This is a genomic window from Amycolatopsis lexingtonensis, assembly GCF_014873755.1.
Lineage (GTDB): Bacteria > Actinomycetota > Actinomycetes > Mycobacteriales > Pseudonocardiaceae > Amycolatopsis > Amycolatopsis lexingtonensis.
In genome coordinates this window covers 7,587,154-7,606,781 of record NZ_JADBEG010000001.1, presented here as the reverse complement: position 1 = coordinate 7,606,781, position 19,628 = coordinate 7,587,154, and the positions used below count along the sequence as shown (strand labels likewise).

General features: G+C 70.3%; 21 protein-coding genes. 11 read left to right on the top strand and 10 right to left on the bottom strand.

The annotated features are described in order from the left end of the window. Positions 1–80 precede the first annotated feature (80 nt). The 3 genes from H4696_RS35110 to H4696_RS35100 all read left to right on the top strand — a co-directional run bounded on the left by H4696_RS35110 (position 81) and on the right by H4696_RS35100 (position 3,477). Positions 81–1,553, top strand: coding sequence for a flavin-containing monooxygenase (locus H4696_RS35110; protein WP_086857581.1), 1,473 nt, complete (start codon positions 81–83; stop codon positions 1,551–1,553). Continuing rightward, positions 1,550–2,407: a metal-dependent hydrolase gene (locus tag H4696_RS35105; protein WP_086857582.1), complete on the top strand. Its 858-nt coding sequence runs from the start codon at positions 1,550–1,552 to the stop codon at positions 2,405–2,407. The genes H4696_RS35110 and H4696_RS35105 overlap by 4 nt, the downstream gene beginning before the upstream one ends. Before the next feature lie 104 nt (positions 2,408–2,511). Continuing rightward, the gene (locus H4696_RS35100) at positions 2,512–3,477 is read left to right on the top strand and encodes a PDR/VanB family oxidoreductase (RefSeq protein ID WP_143265212.1); all 966 of its coding nucleotides are present in this window, start codon (positions 2,512–2,514) and stop codon (positions 3,475–3,477) included. Here H4696_RS35100 and H4696_RS35095 read toward each other — a convergent pair. Further along, a complete protein-coding gene (locus H4696_RS35095) occupies positions 3,472–3,756 on the bottom strand; it encodes a YciI family protein (protein ID WP_086862415.1) in 285 nt (94 codons plus the stop codon). The two genes, H4696_RS35100 and H4696_RS35095, sit on opposite strands and share 6 nt — an antisense overlap. 201 nt (positions 3,757–3,957) lie before the next feature. Here H4696_RS35095 and H4696_RS35090 point away from each other — a divergent pair, with 201 nt between their 5' ends. The 4 genes from H4696_RS35090 to H4696_RS35075 all read left to right on the top strand — a co-directional run bounded on the left by H4696_RS35090 (position 3,958) and on the right by H4696_RS35075 (position 6,898). Continuing rightward, positions 3,958–4,530, top strand: coding sequence for an RNA polymerase sigma factor (locus tag H4696_RS35090; RefSeq protein WP_169735068.1), 573 nt, complete (start codon positions 3,958–3,960; stop codon positions 4,528–4,530). A gap of 91 nt (positions 4,531–4,621) precedes the next feature. Beyond that, positions 4,622–5,773: an N-acetylglucosamine-6-phosphate deacetylase gene (gene nagA / locus H4696_RS35085; protein WP_086862413.1), complete on the top strand. Its 1,152-nt coding sequence runs from the start codon at positions 4,622–4,624 to the stop codon at positions 5,771–5,773. Positions 5,774–5,798: 25 nt separating this feature from the next. Further along, positions 5,799–6,149: a hypothetical protein gene (locus H4696_RS35080; protein ID WP_086862412.1), complete on the top strand. Its 351-nt coding sequence runs from the start codon at positions 5,799–5,801 to the stop codon at positions 6,147–6,149. A 44-nt stretch (positions 6,150–6,193) separates the two neighbouring features. After that, positions 6,194–6,898, top strand: coding sequence for a DedA family protein (locus H4696_RS35075; RefSeq protein WP_086862411.1), 705 nt, complete (start codon positions 6,194–6,196; stop codon positions 6,896–6,898). 238 nt (positions 6,899–7,136) lie between these two features. On the opposite strand, the gene H4696_RS35070 is transcribed toward H4696_RS35075, so the two are convergent. Together H4696_RS35070 and H4696_RS35065 are read right to left on the bottom strand one after the other, a co-directional pair. Then, complete coding sequence (locus tag H4696_RS35070; RefSeq protein ID WP_169735067.1) at positions 7,137–8,528, bottom strand: FAD-binding oxidoreductase; 1,392 nt, start codon at positions 8,526–8,528, stop codon at positions 7,137–7,139. Between the two features lie 70 nt (positions 8,529–8,598). Continuing rightward, positions 8,599–9,024: a PPOX class F420-dependent oxidoreductase gene (locus tag H4696_RS35065; protein ID WP_086862409.1), complete on the bottom strand. Its 426-nt coding sequence runs from the start codon at positions 9,022–9,024 to the stop codon at positions 8,599–8,601. A 187-nt stretch (positions 9,025–9,211) separates the two neighbouring features. Here H4696_RS35065 and H4696_RS35060 point away from each other — a divergent pair, with 187 nt between their 5' ends. From H4696_RS35060 to H4696_RS35045, 4 genes are all read left to right on the top strand, one after another. Next, complete coding sequence (locus H4696_RS35060) at positions 9,212–9,745, top strand: MarR family winged helix-turn-helix transcriptional regulator (RefSeq protein WP_086862408.1); 534 nt, start codon at positions 9,212–9,214, stop codon at positions 9,743–9,745. After that, entirely contained in the window at positions 9,742–12,327 is a 2,586-nt protein-coding gene (locus tag H4696_RS35055; RefSeq protein WP_086862407.1) for an MFS transporter, read from the top strand. The genes H4696_RS35060 and H4696_RS35055 overlap by 4 nt, the downstream gene beginning before the upstream one ends. Then, positions 12,324–13,145: a YceI family protein gene (locus H4696_RS35050; protein ID WP_086862406.1), complete on the top strand. Its 822-nt coding sequence runs from the start codon at positions 12,324–12,326 to the stop codon at positions 13,143–13,145. The genes H4696_RS35055 and H4696_RS35050 overlap by 4 nt, the downstream gene beginning before the upstream one ends. 166 nt (positions 13,146–13,311) lie before the next feature. After that, positions 13,312–13,980 carry a DedA family protein gene (locus H4696_RS35045; RefSeq protein WP_086862405.1) on the top strand — a complete coding sequence of 223 codons (669 nt, stop codon included), beginning with the start codon at positions 13,312–13,314 and terminating at the stop codon, positions 13,978–13,980. Positions 13,981–13,984: 4 nt separating this feature from the next. Here the strand turns inward: H4696_RS35045 and H4696_RS35040 are convergent, their stop codons facing one another. From H4696_RS35040 to H4696_RS35010, 7 genes are all read right to left on the bottom strand, one after another. Next, a complete protein-coding gene (locus H4696_RS35040) occupies positions 13,985–14,398 on the bottom strand; it encodes a VOC family protein (RefSeq protein ID WP_086862404.1) in 414 nt (137 codons plus the stop codon). A 175-nt stretch (positions 14,399–14,573) separates the two neighbouring features. Then, positions 14,574–15,314 (bottom strand): SDR family oxidoreductase, encoded by a 741-nt coding sequence (locus H4696_RS35035; protein ID WP_086862403.1) that lies wholly within the window; start codon positions 15,312–15,314, stop codon positions 14,574–14,576. Next, a complete protein-coding gene (locus H4696_RS35030; RefSeq protein ID WP_086862402.1) occupies positions 15,311–15,946 on the bottom strand; it encodes a nucleoside/nucleotide kinase family protein in 636 nt (211 codons plus the stop codon). The genes H4696_RS35035 and H4696_RS35030 overlap by 4 nt, the downstream gene beginning before the upstream one ends. Next, positions 15,943–16,770, bottom strand: coding sequence for a PfkB family carbohydrate kinase (locus tag H4696_RS35025; RefSeq protein WP_086862418.1), 828 nt, complete (start codon positions 16,768–16,770; stop codon positions 15,943–15,945). The genes H4696_RS35030 and H4696_RS35025 overlap by 4 nt, the downstream gene beginning before the upstream one ends. Positions 16,771–16,772: 2 nt before the next feature. Then, positions 16,773–17,582 (bottom strand): ATP-binding cassette domain-containing protein, encoded by an 810-nt coding sequence (locus H4696_RS35020; RefSeq protein ID WP_086862401.1) that lies wholly within the window; start codon positions 17,580–17,582, stop codon positions 16,773–16,775. Further along, complete coding sequence (locus H4696_RS35015; RefSeq protein WP_192782696.1) at positions 17,579–18,574, bottom strand: ABC transporter permease; 996 nt, start codon at positions 18,572–18,574, stop codon at positions 17,579–17,581. Before H4696_RS35015 ends, H4696_RS35020 begins: the two co-directional genes overlap by 4 nt. Continuing rightward, positions 18,571–19,587 carry a substrate-binding domain-containing protein gene (locus H4696_RS35010; RefSeq protein WP_086862400.1) on the bottom strand — a complete coding sequence of 339 codons (1,017 nt, stop codon included), beginning with the start codon at positions 19,585–19,587 and terminating at the stop codon, positions 18,571–18,573. The genes H4696_RS35015 and H4696_RS35010 overlap by 4 nt, the downstream gene beginning before the upstream one ends. Positions 19,588–19,628 lie beyond the last annotated feature (41 nt).

Genomic DNA, 19,628 nt, shown 5'->3' with positions numbered 1-19,628 from the left:
CGGTAGGGAGTACTTCCAAGTAACTGTTACTTGAGGTAACGTCATCTGGGCAGCATCCTCGAAGCAGCGGAGGCCGACAGATGACCGAGCGGTTCAAGGTCGTGATCGTGGGCACCGGGTTTTCCGGGCTCGGGCAGGCGATCCAGCTCGAAAAGGCCGGCATCCGGGACTACGTGATCCTGGAGAAGGCCACCGAGGTGGGTGGCACCTGGCGCGACAACTCCTACCCCGGGTGCGCGTGCGACGTGCAGTCGCACATGTACTCGTTCTCGTACGAGCAGAACCCGGACTGGTCGCGGTCGTTCTCGCCGCAGCCGGAGATCTTCGAGTACCTCAAGGGCGTCGCGGACAAGTACCGGCTGCGCGAGAAGATCCGCTTCGGCGTCGAGCTCACCGGCGCGCACTGGGACGAGCGGGAGCGCCGCTGGACGGCGACGACCAAGGACGGCCGCGAGTTCGTCGCGCAGTTCCTCGTCTCCGGCGTCGGCGGCCTGCACATCCCCCAGGTCCCCGAGCTGCCCGGGATCGGGAAGTTCAAGGGCCAGACCTGGCACTCCGCGCAGTGGAACCACGAGTACGACCTGCGCGGCAAGAAGGTCGCCGTGGTCGGCACCGGCGCCAGCGCGGTCCAGTTCGTCCCGAAGATCGCCCCGGACGTCGCCGAGCTGACGCTCTTCCAGCGGACGCCGCCGTGGATCATGCCGAAGCCCGACCACGCGATGCCGTCGTGGGCGCAGACGCTGTTCAAGCGCGTCCCGGGCACCCAGCGGGCCTACCGCAACGCGCTGTACTGGTTCCTCGAAGTCCGCGCGATCGGCTTCAACGGCCACCCGGCGATCATGAAGGCCGGCGAGCTCATCGCGAAGCGGCACATCGCGAAGGGCATCAAGGACCCCGCGCTGCGCAAGAAGGTCACGCCCGACTACACGATGGGCTGCAAGCGCGTCCTGATCTCCAACGACTACTACCCGGCGCTGAACCGGCCGAACGTCGACGTCAACACGTCCGGGATCAAAGAGGTCAAGGCGCACTCGATCGTCGACGCCGCCGGCGTCGAGCACGAGGTCGACGCGATCATCTACGGCACCGGCTTCAAGGTCACCGACGCGCTGGAGTACCTCGACATCACCGGCGTCGACGGCCGCGACCTCGCCAAGGAGTGGGCGGCCGAGGGCATGCGGACGCACAAGGGCATCACCGTGTCCGGCTTCCCGAACCTGTTCTTCCTGCTCGGGCCGAACACCGCGCTGGGCCACAACTCCGTCGTGTTCATGATCGAGTCGCAGTCGAAGTACGTCGTCGACGCCATCAAGCTCGCCGACTCCCGCGACGCCGCCGCGCTCGACGTGCGGCCGGGCGTGCAGGACAAGTTCCAGCAGGAGATCCAGGACAAGCTGGTCAAGGGCGTCTGGACGCAGGGCGGCTGCAAGAGCTGGTACCTCGACGCCAAGGGCGTGAACCGGACGATCTGGCCCGGCTTCACCTGGCGCTACTGGCTGGAGACCCGCAAGGTCGACCCCGCGGACTACGAACTGTCCGGCCGGGCGTCATGACCTCGCCGGACGAGCAGCTCGTGCTGCACGCCCGGGACGTCAAGTTCGACTGGGCGGCGCTGCCGATGCACTGGATCCCCGGCGAACCGCAGGCCACGCACACCATCAACGTCCTGCACCTGGCGCTGCCCGAAGGCGAGCGCTGGTTCGTGGAGGTGTTCAAGCAGGCGGTCCCGCTGATCCGCGACGAGCGGCTCAAGGCGGACGTCCTCGGCTTCATCGGCCAGGAGGCGGTGCACGCGCAGGCCCACGACGGCGCCGCGGCGCACCTCGAAGCCGCCGGCGTGCCGGTGCGGCCGTTCATCGCCCAGATGGAGTGGCTGTTCCGGAAGCTGCTCGGCGACCGCGACCTGACCGGGAAAGCAGCCGAAGAGTGGCTGGTCGAACGGCTGGGGATCATCGCCGCGATCGAGCACTACACCGCGTTCCTCGGCCAGTGGGTGCTCGACGCGCCCCTCGAGGCGGCGGGCGCCGACCCCGTGATGCTCGACCTGCTGCGCTGGCACGGCGCCGAAGAGGTCGAGCACCGGTCGGTCGCGTTCGACCTGTTCATGCACCTCGACGGCCGGTACACCCGCCGGGTCCGCAGCATGGCGGCGGTGACGCCGGTGCTGGCGTGGGTCTTCTCGCGCGGCACGCGGTACCTGATGCGCCACGACCCGACCCGCCCCGGCCGCGCGACGCTGCGCGCGTACCGCCGGGCGGCGAAGCGGGGTCTGCTGCCGACCGGACGCCAGCTGGCGCGGGAGATCCGGCCGTACTTCCGGAAGGGCTACCACCCGACGGAGACCGGCAGCACCGAGCAGGCCGTGGCCTACCTGGCGAGTTCCCCGGCCGCCCGGGCGGCGGGGTGACCCTCGGCCGGCCCACCCGCCTCGGCGCGGAGCTTTCACGTGAAAGCAGCGACCTGGGCGCGGAGCTTTCACGTGAAAGCTCCGCTCTCGGCCGGCCCACCCGGCTGGACGGCAGCGACCGGACCGATCTCCTGCTGTCCACTTTGGTCGGTGTCGTGGGCGCCTACCGCCGGCTTTCGGGGTTCAGCGGGAAGCGGCGGCCGCCGGTGCGCGCGGTCGACCGGAACCTGCCGCTGGTGGTCGAGGCCGTCCGGCCCGAAGCCGAGGACGTCGTCAGCCTGCGGCTCGCGAACGGCGCACCGCTGCCGGGCTGGCGGCCGGGCGCGCACATCGACCTGGTGCTGCCGTCCGGGCTGGTGCGGCAGTACTCGCTGTGCGGCGACCCGGCCGAAACCGACCACTACCGCATCGCCGTGCGGAAGATCGGCGCCGCGTCGGCCGAGGTCCACGCCCTGCGCCCGGGCGCGCGGGTGATCGTGCGCGGCCCGCGGACCGCGTTCCCCTTCGTCGGCACCGGGCCGTTCCTGTTCATCGCCGGCGGCATCGGGATCACGCCGATCCTGCCGATGGTCCGCCGCGCGCGGGCCCACGGCGCGGACTGGCGGCTGGTCTACACCGGCCGCAGCCGCGCCTCGATGCCGTTCCTCGGCGAGCTGGACGGCGACGACCGCGTCTGGATCCGCCCGGACACCGAGTACGGCGTCCCGGCGTCGGGCGCCGAGCTCCTCGACGGCAGGCCGGCGGGCGCGGCGGTGTACTGCTGCGGCCCGGTGCCGATGATCACCGGCGTCCGGGTGGACCTGGCGCTGACCGCGGGCGCGGTGCACTTCGAGCGGTTCGCGCCGCCGCCGATCGTCTCCGGGGCGCCGTTCCGGCTGACGCTGCGCAGGTCGGGCCAGGTGCTCGACGTCCCGGCCGACCGCAGCGCCCTGGACGTCCTGCTGGCGGCGCGGCCCGGGACGCCGTACTCGTGCCGCCAGGGTTTCTGCGGGACCTGCGCGGTGCCGACGGCCGACGGCGGATCGATGCGGATCTGCGTCGACCGCGGCCCCGCGGTGCTCGACCTATGACTCCTGGGGCAGCCAGGCGCCGATCACCGGCTTGAACTCGCGGACACTGCGCTCGGCGATGACCCCCTCCAGGAAGTACGGGTCCTGGTCGATCGTCTCCTTGAGGTGCGCCTCGTCGTCGGCCTGGTAGAGCGTGACGCCGCCGGTGCCGTCGCCGAGCGGGCCGGCGACCGCGACGCGGCCCTGCTCGGCCAGCTTGCCCAGGAACTCGCGGTGGCGCGGCCGCACCTCCTGGAGCTTCTCCTGGACGTAGGTGATTTCGACGAGGTACCAGGCCATGTGGATCTCCGGGGTCGGGCGGGGGCGGGTCGGGACCAACGCTACCCGGGTCGCCGCCGTGTCCCAGCATCCGATCGGTGGCCACCGGAGGCCAACCCGATAGGCTGGGCGTGCGTCAGTACCTGTGTGAGCGCTGTGAATACCGTGAACCTGCTGACGCGACACACCGTGCAAACCGGGGTCGGAGACAGGCAGGGGTTCATGCTCGAGGGCAATGCGGAACGCAGCGTCGAGGCAACCCTCGGCCACCTGCGGGTCATGGACGGTCCGGCCCCGGCGCAGACAGCCGCGCCGCTGACCCTCGAAGACCTCTACCGCCAGCACCGCATGAGGTTGGTCCGGCTGGCGATTCTGCTGGTCGACGAGCCCGCGACGGCGGAAGACGTCGTCCAGGAGGCCTTCACCGGCCTGCACCGCAACTGGGGCAGGCTCCGGGACGCGGCGGCGGCGGTCGGCTACCTGCGCACCGCGGTGGTCAACGGGTCGCGCAGCGTGCTGCGCCGGCGCAAGACCGCCCGCGAGTACGTGCCGCCGCACGCGGTCAACGCGCGGTCCGCCGAGAGCCTCGCGATGCTCTCCAGCGAGCACCAGGCCGTCGTGTCCGCCTTGTCCAAGTTGCCGCCCCGCCAGCGCGAAGTGCTGGTGCTGCGTTACTACGGTGGGCTGAGCGAAGCCGAAATCTCTGAGGCGGCAGGCATTTCCAAGGGTACCGTTAAATCGACCGCCAGCCGGGCGCTCGAGGCACTCCAGAAGGCCATGCAAGCCCCACGGTGACCCGGGTGGACCACTCCGATCACTGAGTCGTATCACCATGCTTGGTCCAGACCAATATATGCTGGGGTGCGTGAGAGGCGCCGGAGATTTCGTGATCATGGGCGGCCGGGTCGCCGCCCCGGACCGTGTACTCGACGACGGCTGGGTAGCCGTCTCCGACGGGCGGATCGCCGGCGTGGGTTCCGGGACCCCGCCGTCCGGCGAGCACGTGGACGTCGGAGGGGCGCTGGTCGTCCCCGGGTTCATCGACACCCACTGCCACGGCGGGGGAGGTGCTTCGTTCACCTCCCTCGATCCGGAGGAACTCCTGACGGCGGTGCGAGCGCACCGCCGTCACGGCACCACGACCATGCTGGCCAGCCTGGTCTCCGACCCGGTCGACATCCTGCGTGAGCAGGTGGCCGCGCTGCGTGAGATCGTCCAGGACGGCGAGGTCGCGGGCATCCACCTGGAAGGGCCTTTCATCTCGAAGGCCCGCTGCGGCGCCCACGACCCCGAGACGCTCCTCGAGCCGGACACCGGCACGGTCGAGAAGCTCCTGCGCGCGGGCCAGGGCGCGATCCGGATGGTCACCATCGCCCCCGAGCTGCACGGCGGCGTGAAGGCCGTCCGGCAGCTGGCCGAGTCCGGCGTCATCGCCGCCATCGGCCACACCGACGGCATCGAGGAGCAGTTGCTGCCCGCCATCGACGCGGGCGCTTCGGTGGCGACGCACCTGTTCAACGGCATGCGCCCGCTCCACCACCGCGAGCCCGGCCCGATCGGGGCACTGCTCGATGACGAGCGCATCACGATCGAGCTCATCTGCGACCTGGTCCACCTGCACCCGACGGTGGTCCGGCTGGCCGCGAAGCACGCGGGCCGCGACCGCACGGTCCTCATCACCGACGCGATGTCGGCCACCGACGCGGCCGACGGCCGCTACACGCTGGGCCGCCTCGAGGTCGACGTCCACGACGGCGTCGCGACCCTCGCCGACAACGGCTCGCTGGCCGGCAGCACCCTGACGATGGACACCGCCTTCCGTAACCTGGTCCGGGGTGCGAAACTCGGCATCCTGGACGCGGTGCACGCGACGTCGCAACGGCCCGCGGAGCTGCTCGGCATCGCCGACCGCACCGGCATGCTGTGCACCGGCCACCAGGCCGACCTCGTGGTCCTCGACCAGGACCTGCGGCCGTCGAAGGTGCTGCGCCGGGGTGAATGGGTCGCCGAAGTGGGTACGGCTACGTTGAGCACCTGAGGTTTCGGAACGAGGACGGGCGGAGATGAGCGAGCCGAAGGACCCCGAGCAACTGCTGGCGGACGCCCTTCGCGCGCAAGCCGTCTTCGCCCCTTCGGCGTCGCCCGCCCGCGACCCGGAACCGGCGACCGACGCCGTCCCGACCAGCGCGATCAACGAGCTGCCCTCGGCGTACGGCCTGCTCTCGGGCGCGAGCGCGGACTCACTGGAGCGCGAGCGCGCGGCACTGGACGCGGCGTCCGAAGCGCCGACGGCGTACACCCCGCCCCCGCTGCCCCGGTCGTCGGCGCAGCTGCCCGCGTACTGGATCTTGCTGCTGGCGGTCCTGCTGGGCCTCGCGGCGGGGTCCGTGGTGGGCTTGCTGACGCTCGTCTGACGGGCCTCAGTAACGACTCAGGGTGACCCTGTACCGTTTTTGAGGTGATTCTCGCCCAGAGCACGGTCAACACGATGTCGCTGCTGCCGTCATGGCTGGACCCGCAGCACCTGCTGAGCGGCCTGACGACGCCGGTCATCGCGGTGCTGTGCCTGATCATCTTCATCGAGAGCAGCATCTTCCCGGTGCTGCCCGGTGACTCCCTGCTGTTCACGGCCGGCCTGTTCATCGCGAACGGGACCCTCGACGCGCCGTTGTGGCTGGTCTGCGTCCTGGTGACGGTCGCGGCCCTGCTCGGCAACGTGGTCGGGTACTACATCGGCTACTTCGTCGGGCCGAAGCTGTTCAACCGGCCGGACTCGAAGTTCTTCAAGAAGGAGTACGTCGACAAGACGCACGAGTTCCTGGAGAAGCACGGCCCCAAGGCGGTGGTACTGGCCCGGTTCGTGCCGTTCGTGCGGACGTTCATCACGTGGATCGCGGGCATCGGCCGCATGGACCCGAAGCGCTACTTCACGTACACGGTCATCGGCGGCATCCTGTGGGCCGCGGGCATCACGGTGCTCGGCTCGCTGCTCGGCGGGGTGTCGTTCATCGCGAACAACGTCGACGCGATCTTCGTGCTGATCGTGCTGGTGTCGGTGGTCCCGATCGTGCTGGAGTACCTGAAGGCGCGGCGCGAGAAGAAGGCGGCGCTGTCTTCGGCGGACCCGGAGGTCACGCAGCGGATCCCGCGGATCAAGGACTGAAGTCTTGGCGAAATCTGGGCCCCACCGGTCGGCGGTGGGGCCCTTTTCGTCTCCGGCTCAGGTTCGGCTGGAGTGTCTTGAATGAGTCATTCAGGGCGTCGGAGGTCCTGAATGACTCATTCAAGACCTCTGGCGAGCACCTCGAGCACACCACCAAGACCGAGCCGCCCGAAGCTGTCGGACCCCGGCGGTAACGTGAAAGCAGGGGTCCCCCGGGCGGGGCCCCTGCCGGCGCGGCTCAGGTCATCGAGAACATCGACCCCGGGTTGAACAGGTTCCCCGGGTCCAAAGCCGCCTTGATCTGCCGGTGCACCCGCATCCCGACCGGCCCGATCTCCCGCTCCAGCCACTCGCGCTTGATCTTCCCGACCCCGTGCTCGCCGGTCACCGTGCCGCCCAGGGACAGGCCGACCTCGAGGATCTCGTCGAACGCGCGCTGAGCCCGAGCGAACTCGTCCGGGTCGTCCGGCTGGTAGACGATCGTCGGGTGCATGTTGCCGTCGCCGGCGTGCCCGACCACCGCGATCCGCAGCCCCACCTCGGAGCTGATCTTCTCGCACCCGCGGATCAGCTCGGCGATGCGCGTCCGCGGGACGCAGACGTCGTCGGTGAGCCACAGCCCGTACGTCTCCAGCGCGGTCAGCACCACCCGACGGGCCTGCAGCAGCATCCGGCCCTCTTCGATGTCCTCGGTCGTGTACGCCAGGTCGGCGCCGCAGTCGACGCAGATCTGCTCCAGCGCCGCCAGCTCGCGGCGGGCGACCTCGCCGCCCGCGTCGGACTGGCCCAGCAACAGCGCCTGGCAGTCCGAACCCGCGCCGAGGTCCGTCTTCAGGTACGTCTCGGACGCCTTGATCGACGACGCGTCCATGATCTCCAGCAACGACGGCACGAGCCCTTCGCGCACCACCCGCGCCACGGCCTCCCCGGCCGCTTCGGTCGTCGAAAAGCCCGCCACCAGCGTGGCCGGTGCCTGGGGCAACGGCTTGAGCTGGACCGTCGCCTGCGTGATGACGCCGAGCGTGCCCTCGCTGCCGACGAAAAGCCGGGCCAGGTCGTAGCCCGCCACGCCCTTGACCGTCCGGCGGCCCGTCTTCAGCAGCGACCCGTCCGCCAGGACGACCTCGAGGCCGAGCACCGAGTCGGTCGTCACGCCGTACTTCACGCAGCAGAGCCCGCCCGCGTTGGTCGACAGGTTGCCGCCGATCGTGCACCAGTCGTAGCTGGACGGGTCCGGCGGGTAGAACAGCCCGTGCTTCTCCACGGCGGTGCGGAAGTCCAGGTTGACGACGCCGGGCTGCACCACGGCCAGCCGGTTGCCCGGGTCGATCTCGACGATCTCGTTCAGCTTGGTCAGCGACAGCGTCACGCAGCCGTCGATCGCGTTCGCGGCGCCGGACAGGCCGCTGCCCGCGCCGCGCGGCACGATCGGCACGCCGGCTTCGGCGCAGGCCTTGACCACCGCCTGCACCTGCTCGGTGTTCGCCGGCAGCACCACCGCCAACGGCTTGCCGGAGGGCGCCAGCGGCATCATGTCGCGGGCGTAGGACGCGGTGACGTCGGAGTCGGTGAGCACGGCGCTCTTGCCGAGCAGGTCGCGGAGCTTGGTGACCAGGGCTTCGTTGCTCATGGCCTCATCGTAAGCCCGGAGACTCCGCACTGCGGAACCAAAATTTCAAAACCAGCCGCCCGGAGCAGCCTCAGCGGACCAGGCCGATCAGCTTCTCGACGTGGATCGTGAGCAGGACCCGCTGGTCGGTGACCATGGCCGCGCGGTACTCGGCCCAGTCGGGGTGTTCGCCCGCCGCGCGCCGGTAGTAGTCGACCAGCGCGTCGGCCGTCGAGTCGTCCGGTGCGGCCGCCGGCGCCGTGAGCGACGCCTGCCCCTCCGCGACCACGTAGCTCCAGCCGTCCTCGCTGCCGACGTGGAACGTCACCCGCGGGTCGCGGCGCATGTTCTTCGCCTTCGCCCTGGTCTCGGTGATCGACGCGATCACCGTCGCCGCTTCCGGGTCGTACAGGTACGTGATGGTGGACAGCTGGGGCCGCCCGTCGCGCCGGATGGTGGCGAGGACGCCGTGGCGGTGGGCGGCGAGGAAGTCCTTCAGCGCTGTGTCGTCGGTCATACCTTCTCCAACCGGCGGGGGCCGCTGTTGTTCCGGAGCAGCCCGGAGGAAATCTGCTTGCATACGGCAACTAAAGTGTGTTCGGACACACCGAGCGCCCGTCCGCTTGCATAACCGGTGGTGAAGGCACATCCTTGCCTGAGGCAACTAGTTGCAGCCGCCAACCAACGCCGTTGAAGGATCCCTCATGGCACCGAACAGCTCCGCCGCCACCCGGCCCACGGCCGAACTCGACCTCGCCGACCAGCTCGGCCACGAGCTCGTGCGCCTGGTCCGCTTGATCAACAAGGCGAAGTCGCAGGTCTCCAAGCAGGGCCCGGACGGCATCGAGCGGGCGGCGTACGCGATCCTCTTCACCCTCATCCACGAGGGCCCGCAGCGCACCAGCCGGCTCGCGGAGTCGCTCCACTCCGAGATCTCCACGATCAGCAGGCAGTCGAGCTCCCTCGTGCAGCACGGCCTGGTCGAACGCCAGGCCGACCCCGAAGACGGCCGGGCGTGCCTGCTCGCGCCGACCTCCGAGGGCATGCGGGTGTTCGAAGAGAACCGCAAGCAGCGCAACCAGTGGCTGGCCGAAGTGCTCGGGGACTGGACGGACGGGGAAATCCAGACCCTGAACCGCCTCTTCGGCCGGCTCAACACAGGTATCGAGAACCACTCTCCACAGCTGGCCGACGCGCACGCGTCCGCCGGTGCTCCGGCCAAGGGGGCCAACGCATGAGTTCCACCACCGAAGCAGTCGCCCAGCCCGAGGTGGGGCAACCACCCCGGCTGAGCCACCGCCAGATCGTCACGATCCTGAGCGGCTTGATGTGCGGCATGTTCCTCGCCGCGCTGGACCAGACGATCGTCGGTACGTCGATCGTCAAGATCGCCAACGACCTGCACGGCTTCGACCTGCAGGCGTGGGCGACCACGGCGTACCTGATCACCTCGACGATCGTCACGCCGATCTACGGCAAGCTGTCCGACATCTACGGCCGCAAGCCGTTCTACCTGGCCGCGATCACGATCTTCGTCGCCGGTTCGCTGGCCTCGACGTTCTCGCAGTCGATGTACGAGCTCGCCGCGTTCCGCGCGGTGCAGGGCCTCGGCGCCGGCGGTCTGATGTCGCTGGCCATGACCATCCTCGGCGACATCGTGCCGCCGCGTGAACGCGCGAAGTACCAGGGGTACATCCTCGCCGTGTTCGGTCTCTCGACCGTGCTCGGCCCGGTGCTGGGCGGCCTGTTCGCCGGCTTCGACACCCTGGCCGGCATCTCCGGCTGGCGCTGGGTCTTCCTGATCAACGTTCCGATCGGCGTGCTCGCGCTGTTCGTCGTGGCGAAGGTCCTGAACGTGCCGCACACGCCGCACAAGCACAAGATCGACTGGTGGGGCGCGCTGACGCTGGTCGTCGCGGTCGTGCCGTTCCTGATCGTCGCCGAGCAGGGCCAGAAGTGGGGCTGGGGCGACCAGAAGTCCATCCTCTGCTACGTCATCGGCGGCGTCGGCGTCATCGCCTTCATCGTGGTCGAGAAGCTGATGAAGGACGCCGCGCTCATCCCGCTGCGCCTGTTCAAGAACTCGACGTTCACCGTGGCGATCATCGGCGGTGTCATCGTCGGTGTCGCGATGTTCGGCGCGATCACGATGATCCCGCAGTTCATGCAGGTCGTGCAGGGCTACACGCCGACCGAGTCCGGGCTGCTGATGCTGCCGCTGATGGCGGGCATCATGATCAGCTCGATCGTGTCGGGCCGGCTCACCGGGAAGACCGGGCGCTACAAGATCTTCCCGATCGTCGGCACCATCCTGATCGCCGGCGGCGCGTTCTTCTTCGCGCAGGTGAAGTACGACTCGCCGCTGTGGCACCCGCTGGTCGCGGCCGCCATCATCGGCCTCGGCCTCGGCCAGTGCATGCAGACGCTGATCATCGCGGTGCAGAACGCCGGCCCGCGCAGCGATATGGGCGTCTCGACCGCGTCGGCGACGTTCTTCCGCCAGATCGGTGGTACCGCCGGTGTCGCGATCTTCCTGACGGTCCTGTTCAACACGCTGCTGCCCAACATCACCAAGGCGTTCGGCGGGCATCTGCCGGCCGGCGCCGGCGCGGGCATCGGCAACCTGTCGGAGAACACCAGCGGCATCCAGAACCTGCCCGAGGCGATCAAGACCCCGGTGCTGATCGGCTTCACCGAGTCGATCACCACGGTGTTCTACATCGCCGGCGCGGTGGCCCTGCTGGCCACGGTGGTGCTGCTGTTCATGAAGGAGATCCCGCTGACCAACGCGGCCCCGGCCGCGGCGGCCATGGAGGGCGGCGAGGCGCTGCTCGAGGAAGACGGCTTCGCGGACGCGCCGACCGAGATCGTCGAGCCGGTCAAGCCGGCCGACCGCGAGCCGGCACTGGTCGGCGGCGGGAAGCACGCGCTGAGCACGAACGGCCACGGCGACTACCAGGCCGTGTCGGGCGCGCTGCCGATGCCGGTCACGAACTCCGTCGCGGACGCCGACGTCGACACCCCGGTCGGCGCGGGCGGCGTGCCGGTGATCGGGCACGTGCGGCGGCAGGACGGCAGCCACGTCCCGGGTGCCGCGCTGACGCTGATCGACCAGCGCGGCCGCCAGGTCGCGCGGGCCACCGGCGCGGCGGACGGCAGCTACTCGGTGCCCAGCCAGGGCCCGGGCGCGTACGTCCTCATCGTGTCGGCCCACGGCCACCAGCCGCAGGCCTCCAGCGTCGTGATCAGCAACGGCCCCGCGACGGTCGACGTCACGCTCACCGGGTCCGGCGAGCTGACCGGCACCGTGCGAGCGGCCGCCACCGGCTCCCCGCTGGCGAACGTCACGGTGACGCTGACCGACAGCCGCGGCGAGGTGAACGGCGCGTTCATCACGACCGCGGACGGCACCTACGCCTTCGTCGGGGTCGGCGCCGGGGCGTACACCCTGGTCGCCAGCGGCGCGGGCTACCGGCCCGTCGCGCTCACGCTGACCGTGCCGGACAGCGGCGTGCTGCGCCACGACGTCGAGCTCGCCAGCTCGGTGCTGCTCGGCGGCACCGCGCGGACCGAGGGCGACCGGGTCGTGCCGGACGCGCGGATCACCGTGCTCGACGCCGAGGGCAACGTGGCGGCGGTCGCGCGGACCGACGGCGAAGGCCGGTACGTGGTGAGCGACCTGCCCGCGGGCGCGTACACCGTGGTCGCGAGCGGCTACCCGCCGGCGACCAGCCAGGTGGAGCTGACCGGCGGCGAAGCGGACCACGACGTCCGGCTGAGCTACGACCAGGCCTTCGACGAGCTGGTCGACCGGTCATGACCGGCTTGCGCGCGACCTTCCGGACGGCCGAGGGCTGGGCGGTGGAGCACGCGGTGCTCACCGTCACGGACCCGGCCGGCCGGCAGGTCGCCCGGCAGGCGGCCGACGTCCGCGGGGAGGTCGTCACCGACGCCCTCCCGGTGGGGATGTACACGGCCGTCGTCACGGCGGCTGGGTACACCCCGGTCGCCCGGACGGCGCAGATCGCCTCGGACGGCTCCGGCTCGCTCGGCGACGTCGTGCTGGCGCCGGTCGCCGAGGCGATCGACCTGCCGCCCGCCGGGCCGTGGGTGATCGACCCGATGCACTCGTCGGTCATGGCGACCGCGCGGCACCTGGGCATCGCGAGCATCAAGGCGCGGTTCCCGGACGTGTCCGGCCGGATCGAGATCGGCCGCCCGGCCGAGCGGTCGTCGGTGCACGCCGAGATCAAGGCGGCGAGCATCGAAACCGGCATCAAGATGCGCGACGACCACCTGCGTTCGCCGGACTTCCTCGACGTCGACGTGCACCCGGTCATCACGTTCACGAGCACCGGCCTGCGCCAGCGCGGCGCCGACTCGTGGACGCTGCTGGGCGAGCTGACGCTGCACGGCGAGCGCCGCGAGATCGAGCTCGAGCTGACCTACGGCGGCTGGGGCCCGGACCCGTGGGGCGGCGTGCGCGCGGCGTTCCACGCGGAGACGACGCTGCACCGGAACGACTTCGCGATCAACTACAGCGCGATGGTCCGGGCCGGGGTCGCTGCGGTCGGCACGACGGTGAAGATCGAGCTGGACGTCGAAGCGGTCCAGGGCGAGTCGCTGCCGCAGTTCTGAAGTTCCGTGAAGGCCTCCTTCCCGGCTTTTATGACCGGGAAGGAGGCCTTCACGGTTTCTACAGCCGGTAAGGGGGCCTTCACGGCATGTCGAACCTGAATATCTCGCACAGCTCGATTCGACCGTTCGCCGCGGGGTGTTCACCTGGGCCACGTAGGCTTCCAGTGTGAACGTCGTGAGCATCGAGGCCGCGGGCGTCGGCGTGAGCTGGCTGGACACCGCCGGTCCGCTGCTCGTCTGGGTGATCGTGCTGAGCTTCGTGCTGGTCGAATGCGCGCTGATCATCGGGCTGTTCCTGCCCGGTGACTCACTGCTGTTCGGGGCCGGCGTGGTGCTCGCCCAGCACGGTTCGGACGCGAACGCGTGGTTCCTGTCGGGAGCCGCGCTGATCGTCGCCGTGCTCGGCAACCAGATCGGCTACTACATCGGGCGCACCAGCGGCACCAAGCTGATCGCGAGGCGCGACGGCAAGGTGCTGAACCGCCAGGCGCTGGAACGCGCGCAGCGGTTCCTGGACCGCAAGGGCTTCTTCGCGATCGTGGCGGCCCGGTGGATCCCGTGGATCCGCACGCTGGCCCCGCTGATCGCGGGCGCCGCCCGGATGGACCCGCGCCGCTTCATGGCGGCGACGGCGCTCGGCGGCCTGCTGTGGGTGCCGACGCTGGTCCTGCTCGGTTACTACGGCGCGGGCCTGCTGGACGCCCTGCCGTGGGTCAAGACGGCGGCGCTGTGGATCAGCATCGCGTTCTTCGTGGTCGGCACCGGGTACGGCGTGCTGCGCTACCGCCAGGAGATGCGGCGTCCGGTGGAAGAGCCGGACGACGCGCGAGCCTGAGGCGTCAGAGCTCCGGGTCGGCCCAGATCTCGAGCTGGATGCCGTCCGGATCGCGGAACACGACCACCTTCGAACCCTCGAACGTGCGCGACGGCGCCGTCGGCAGGTAGGAGACGCCGAACTCCGCCAGGCGCTGCTCCCACTCGGCCAGTTCCGCCGTCGAGCTCACGCGGAACGCCACGTGCTCGAGGCCGGCGCGGTGTTCGTCGAAGCCGCGTCTACCGGTGTCGGCGTGCTGCACCAGCACCACGGAGAACTCGTCACCGGCGGAGCGGAGCACGACCTTCCGCAGCCCCGTGTCCGGCTCTTCGCGCCGGAAGACCTCCTCGAGGTCGAGGACGCGGGCGTACCACGGCACGCTGCGGTCCACGTCGGTCACGGTGAGCGCGAGGTGGTGCACGGACATGAGTTTGGCCATGGCTTCCGAAGCCGTCCTTTCGCGTGGCGGCTTCCCAGAGTTGCACAGCGTTCGCCCGGCGAAACCGAGGTGACCAAGTCCGCGTCCGATCGTGATCTCGCCGTCTCCGGCCGTCCCAGCAGGCGGACGCCGGTGACCGAAGGTCATTCACGTCTATCGGAGAGTGCTCGACCGGTCACCGGCCGCCACCGACCTCCAGGATCGCCCCGGTAGTGAACGACGACGCCGGCGACAGCAGGAACAGCACCGCTTCGGCGATCTCCGCCGGCTCACCCGGCCGCCCCATCGGGATCTGCGGTGCCAGCCGGTCGAGGCGGTCCGGGAGGCCGGCCGCGTCGTGCAGGCCGGTCCGGATCATGCCCGGGCGGACCGCGTTGACCCGGACGCCTTCGCCGCCGACCTCCTGGGCCAGCCCGAACGTCAGCGTGTCCACGGCGGCCTTCGACGCCGCGTAGTGCACCCACTCCCCGGCCGAGCCGGTGCGCGCCGCCGTCGAGGAGATGTTGACGATCGCGCCGCCGTGGCCGCCGTGGCGCGTCGACATGCGGCGGACCGCCTCGCGGCAGCACAGGAACACCCCGGTCACGTTGACGTCCAGAGTCCGCCGGACGACGTCCACGGCGTAGGAGTCGAGCCGGCCGGGGGTGTTGCCGGTGATCGCCGCGTTGTTGACCAGCGCGGTCACCGGCCCCAGCTCGGCGGCCGCGTCGAACAGCGCGACGACGTCGCCCTCCACCGAGACGTCCGCGCGCACCGCCTGCGCCTGACGGCCGAGCGAACGCACCTCGTCGGCCACGGCGAGCGCGGGCGCGGGATCGCCCGAGTAGTTGACCACGACGTCGTGGCCGCGCTGAGCCGCGAGCAGGCAGGTGGCGGCGCCGATCCCGCGGCTGCCGCCCGTGACGATGAGCGTCAAATCGCGAAGTTCGCCAGCGGCAGGTTCTCCAGCACCAGGTCGGCCCGGTCGCGCGTCTGCGAGATCAGGTCGGCGTTGCGCTGGTCCGAGCCGAGCGCGCGGCGGCGGGCCTCGACCAGCGAACGGCCGTAGCGGCGGTGGCGCGAGACCAGCCGTTCGATCCGCTCGGGCTCGTCCGGCGCGAGGAACCAGGCCTCGGTGAGCAGCGGCCGGATCCCGCTCCACGGGTCGTCCGGCAGCAGCAGGTAGTTGCCCTCCGTGATCACCAGCTGGACCTCCGGCGGCACGGCGACCGCGCCGGCGATCGGCTCCTCGATCTCGCGGCGGAACTCCGGCGCGTAGACCGTCTCGCGGCCCTCGGCCAGCCGCTTGATCATGTGGAAGTAGCCGGCCGCGTCGAACGTGTCCGGGGCGCCCTTGCGCTCGGTGCGCTCCAGCCGGCGCAGCTCGACCTGCGCGAGGTGGAAGCCGTCCATGCCGACCACCGCGGCGCGCGAGCCGAGCGCGTTGGCCAGCGCCCACGCGAGCGTGGTCTTGCCGGACGCGGGCGCGCCGATGATGCCCAGCACGTTGCGCTGCCCGCGCACGGTCAAGCCCTCGGCCCTGGCCAGCAGGTCGTCGAACGCCGTCATGTCCTGTTCCTTCCTGCGATCGCGGTCGTCCACGACCGCGGTCCCACCTGCCGCACCCGTTCGGCGGCCACCTCGTTGGCGAAGCGGATCCGGTCCGGCACCGTCGCTTCGCGTGCCACGGCCACGGCGAGCGCGCCGTGCCAGACGTCGCCCGCACCTAGTGTGTCCCGCGCCGCCACGCTCGCGACAGGCACCTCACCCGAGCCGCCGTCCGCTGTGGACCACCGCACCGGGCCGGGCCCGGCGGTGGTGATGACGGTGGGGACGCCACGCTCGTGGAGGCCGGGTTCCGGCGCGGTGAAGTGCGCGGAGCACGCGGCGACGTCGACCAGGGGCAGCAGCTCGTCGAGCACGGGCTTCCAGCTGCCCGCGTCGAGCACGACCGGCGCCTCGGTTCCCCTCGCGACGGCCAGCGCGAGTTCCGGATAATGCCCATCAAGCAAAACGACATCAGCTGCCAAAAGCGGCACTTTCACGTGAAAGTGCCGCTCGGCGGCGTTGCGGGAGACGACCGTGCGCTCGCCGTCGCGGTCGCGGACGGCCACCGCGCTGACCGGGGGCGGTTCCGTGAGCGAAGGGGCGAGGTCAATCAGCCGGACGCCGTGCGCCTCGAGGTCGGCGCGGGCGAGGGCCGCCAGCGGGTGTGCGCCGAGGACGGTCAGCAGGGTCGCCTCGGCGCCGAGCGCGGCGGCGGTCACCGCGGCGTTCGTCGCGGGCCCCCCGGCCGCGACGTCCACCCGCAGCGACTGCACCTTCTCGCCCGGCGCCGGGAGCTCGTCGACCCGCTGGACGACGTCCACGGTGCACAGTCCCGCCAGCAGCACCTTCACTTCAAGCCGGCCACGTGGGTAGCGGCGGCGGCTTCTTCGACTTCGCCGTTCTCGTTGAGCCGCAGCGCACCGGTGAGCAGGCCGACGACCTGGTTCATCGAGTGCGTCTTCGGCGAGACGACCGCGACGCGCTTGCCGAGGCGGTGCACGTGGATGCGGTCGGCGATGTCGAACACGTGCGGCATGTTGTGGCTGATCAGCACCACAGGCAGGCCGCGGTCGCGGATCCGGCCGATCAGGTCGAGCACCTTGCCGGACTCGGCGACGCCGAGCGCGGCGGTGGGCTCGTCCATGATCACGGCCTTGGTGCCGAACGCCGCGGCCCGCGCGACGGCGACACCTTGGCGCTGACCACCGGAAAGCGTTTCGACGGGCTGGGTGATCGACTTGATGTTGATGCCCAGCTCGTCGAGGATCCGCTGTGCCTCGGACCGCATCGTGCCGGTGTCGAGCTTGCGGAACAGCCCGAACGGTCCCTTGAGCCGCTTTTCCCGGCCCAGGAACATGTTCGACGCGATGTCGAGCGCGGGCGCGACGGCGAGGTCCTGGTACACCGTCTCGATCCCGTAGTGGCGAGCGTCCAAAGGAGACTTGAAGTGGACGGTCTTGCCGTCCACTTTGATCTCGCCCTCGTCGGGGATCACCGCGCCGGACAAGGCTTTGATCAGCGACGACTTCCCGGCGCCGTTGTCGCCGACCACGGCGAGCACCTCGCCGGGCAAAAGGTCGAAGTCGGCACCGTCGATCGCGGTCACCCGGCCATAGCGCTTGACGAGTCCGCGGGCCTGGAGGATGGGTTCACTCATGACTGCTGCTGCCTCCGCGCGATCCGGTCCACCACGACGGCGGCGATGAGCAGGGCGCCGGTGGCGAGGTCCTGGTAGTTGCCGTCGACGTTCATCTGCGTCAGCCCCGATCGCAGCACCGCCACGACCAGCGCGCCCATCAGCGTCCCGAGCACCGAGCCGCGGCCGCCGAAGAGGCTCGTGCCGCCGAGGACGACGGCGGTGATCGAGTCGAGGTTGCCGAGCTGGAACTGGTTCGGGTCGGCGTTCGGCGTCCGGCCGAGCGCCTGCCAGGCCGCGATGCCGAAGGTCAGCCCGGCCACGATGTACACCGAGAGCACCGTGCGGTTGACCTTGATGCCGGACAGCCGCGCGGACTCCGGCGCGTTGCCGACCGCGTAGACGTGCTTGCCCCACGCGGTTTTCGTCAGCGCGTACCAGACGCCGAGGTACATCAGCAGCGCCAGCGTCATGCCGTAGGTGATCGGGATGCCGCCGAAGAGGTAGCGCTTGGTGCCGAGCCACTGCAGCAGCCCGTCGGTCACCGGCACGGCCTGGCCGCCCGCGATCAGCTTCGACACCGCGGTCAGCATGGTGAACGTGCCGAGCGTGATGATGAACGCCGGCAGCTTGATCCGCGTGGCGAGGCCGCCGATGAAGATGCCGACGATGATCGTCAGCACGACGCCGGCGAGCAGCGCGACGAAGCCGTTGGTCCCGGCCGCGGCGAGCTTCGCCATGATCAGCGTCGCGACGACCATCGAAGCCGCGTTGGACAGGTCGATGCCCGAGATGAGGATGACGAGCGTCTGCCCCAGCGCGAGCGTCCCGACGACCAGCGACTGCTGGACCACCGTGGACAGGTTGTCGAGGTCGAAGAACGTGTCCGTGGCGAGCGAGAACACCACGATCGCGACGATCAGCGCGAGCGCCGGGCCGACCGCGGGAGCGCGGAGGAGGAATTCGCCGAGGGACTCACGTTCTTTTGTGGACACTGCGGTCGCGGTCGTCACTGCGCGCCTCCCCAGCAGTTCTGCAGGCCCCACGCGGAATCGTGGCTTTCGATCCCGGGCAGCGGCTTGTCGGTGATCACGGCGGACCCGGTGTTCACGAAGCCGGCCGGCTTCTTGCCGGTCTTGGCGTATTCGACGGCGGCGAGCACGCCCTGCTCGGCCATCTTCTTCGGGAACTGCATGACGGTGGCGGCGAACTGCCCGTTCTTGACGTTCCGGACGCCTTCGCAGCCGCCGTCGATGGAGCCCATCACGATCTGCCCGGTGAGCCCACGCGCCTTCAGCGCCGCGTACGCGCCGCGGCCCATCGGCTCGTTCATCGAGTAGACGGCGTTGATGTCGGTGCTGCGCTGGAGCAGGTTCTCCATGCCCTGCTGGGCGAGGCTCTGGTCGCCGTTGGCCGCGGTGTGGCCCTTGATCTCCGGCGAGCCGTCGGTCAGCCCGATGCCCTTGAGGAAGCCGCCGTGGCGCTGGGTGTCGACCGTGCTGCCGGCCGTGCCGTCGACCATGAGCAGCTTCGGCGGGACGCCCTTGAGCGACGCCTTCACGTAGGCGCCCTGCTGCTCGCCCGCCGCGAAGTTGTCGGTGGCGAACGTGGCGTCGACGGCGTCGGCCGGTTCGGTGGCGGTGTCGAGGGCGATCACCAGGACGCCGGCGTCGCGCGCGTCCTTGATCGCCTTGAGCACGCCGGTGGACGAGCTGGGCGTGATGAGGATGGTGTTCGCGCCCTGCTGCACCAGGTTCTCGATCGCGCGGACCTGGCCGTCGTTGTCACCGTCGAACTGGCCGGCGAGCGCGCTGAAGTCGGCGCCGTTGGCCTGGGCGGCCGCTCTCGCGGCGTTGCGCAGTTCCACGAAGTACGGGTTGGTGTCGGTCTTGGTGACCAGGCCGACCTTGGCCTTGCCGCTCCCGCCGGTGTTGGTGTTGCCGCCCCAGTGCCGTTCGACCGTGCACCCGGTCGTCGCGGCGAGGACGGCGGCCAGCACCACCGCGGTGAGACTTCGCTGTCTCATGGGTTCCCACCCTTTGTCTGGGTTCGAGGCTTGCCGATGGA

What these genes read in the sequence shown, in the direction of transcription:
- H4696_RS35110 (WP_086857581.1), top strand. Translation starts at nt 81, where the DNA reads ATGACCGAGCGGTTCAAGGTCGTGATCGTGGGCACCGGGTTTTCCGGG.
- H4696_RS35105 (WP_086857582.1), top strand. Translation starts at nt 1,550, where the DNA reads ATGACCTCGCCGGACGAGCAGCTCGTGCTGCACGCCCGGGACGTCAAG.
- H4696_RS35095 (WP_086862415.1), bottom strand. Translation starts at nt 3,756, where the DNA reads ATGGCCTGGTACCTCGTCGAAATCACCTACGTCCAGGAGAAGCTCCAG.
- H4696_RS35090 (WP_169735068.1), top strand. Translation starts at nt 3,958, where the DNA reads ATGCTCGAGGGCAATGCGGAACGCAGCGTCGAGGCAACCCTCGGCCAC.
- H4696_RS35080 (WP_086862412.1), top strand. Translation starts at nt 5,799, where the DNA reads ATGAGCGAGCCGAAGGACCCCGAGCAACTGCTGGCGGACGCCCTTCGC.
- H4696_RS35070 (WP_169735067.1), bottom strand. Translation starts at nt 8,528, where the DNA reads ATGAGCAACGAAGCCCTGGTCACCAAGCTCCGCGACCTGCTCGGCAAG.
- H4696_RS35065 (WP_086862409.1), bottom strand. Translation starts at nt 9,024, where the DNA reads ATGACCGACGACACAGCGCTGAAGGACTTCCTCGCCGCCCACCGCCAC.
- H4696_RS35060 (WP_086862408.1), top strand. Translation starts at nt 9,212, where the DNA reads ATGGCACCGAACAGCTCCGCCGCCACCCGGCCCACGGCCGAACTCGAC.
- H4696_RS35055 (WP_086862407.1), top strand. Translation starts at nt 9,742, where the DNA reads ATGAGTTCCACCACCGAAGCAGTCGCCCAGCCCGAGGTGGGGCAACCA.
- H4696_RS35050 (WP_086862406.1), top strand. Translation starts at nt 12,324, where the DNA reads ATGACCGGCTTGCGCGCGACCTTCCGGACGGCCGAGGGCTGGGCGGTG.
- H4696_RS35040 (WP_086862404.1), bottom strand. Translation starts at nt 14,398, where the DNA reads ATGGCCAAACTCATGTCCGTGCACCACCTCGCGCTCACCGTGACCGAC.
- H4696_RS35030 (WP_086862402.1), bottom strand. Translation starts at nt 15,946, where the DNA reads ATGACGGCGTTCGACGACCTGCTGGCCAGGGCCGAGGGCTTGACCGTG.
- H4696_RS35020 (WP_086862401.1), bottom strand. Translation starts at nt 17,582, where the DNA reads ATGAGTGAACCCATCCTCCAGGCCCGCGGACTCGTCAAGCGCTATGGC.
- H4696_RS35010 (WP_086862400.1), bottom strand. Translation starts at nt 19,587, where the DNA reads ATGAGACAGCGAAGTCTCACCGCGGTGGTGCTGGCCGCCGTCCTCGCC.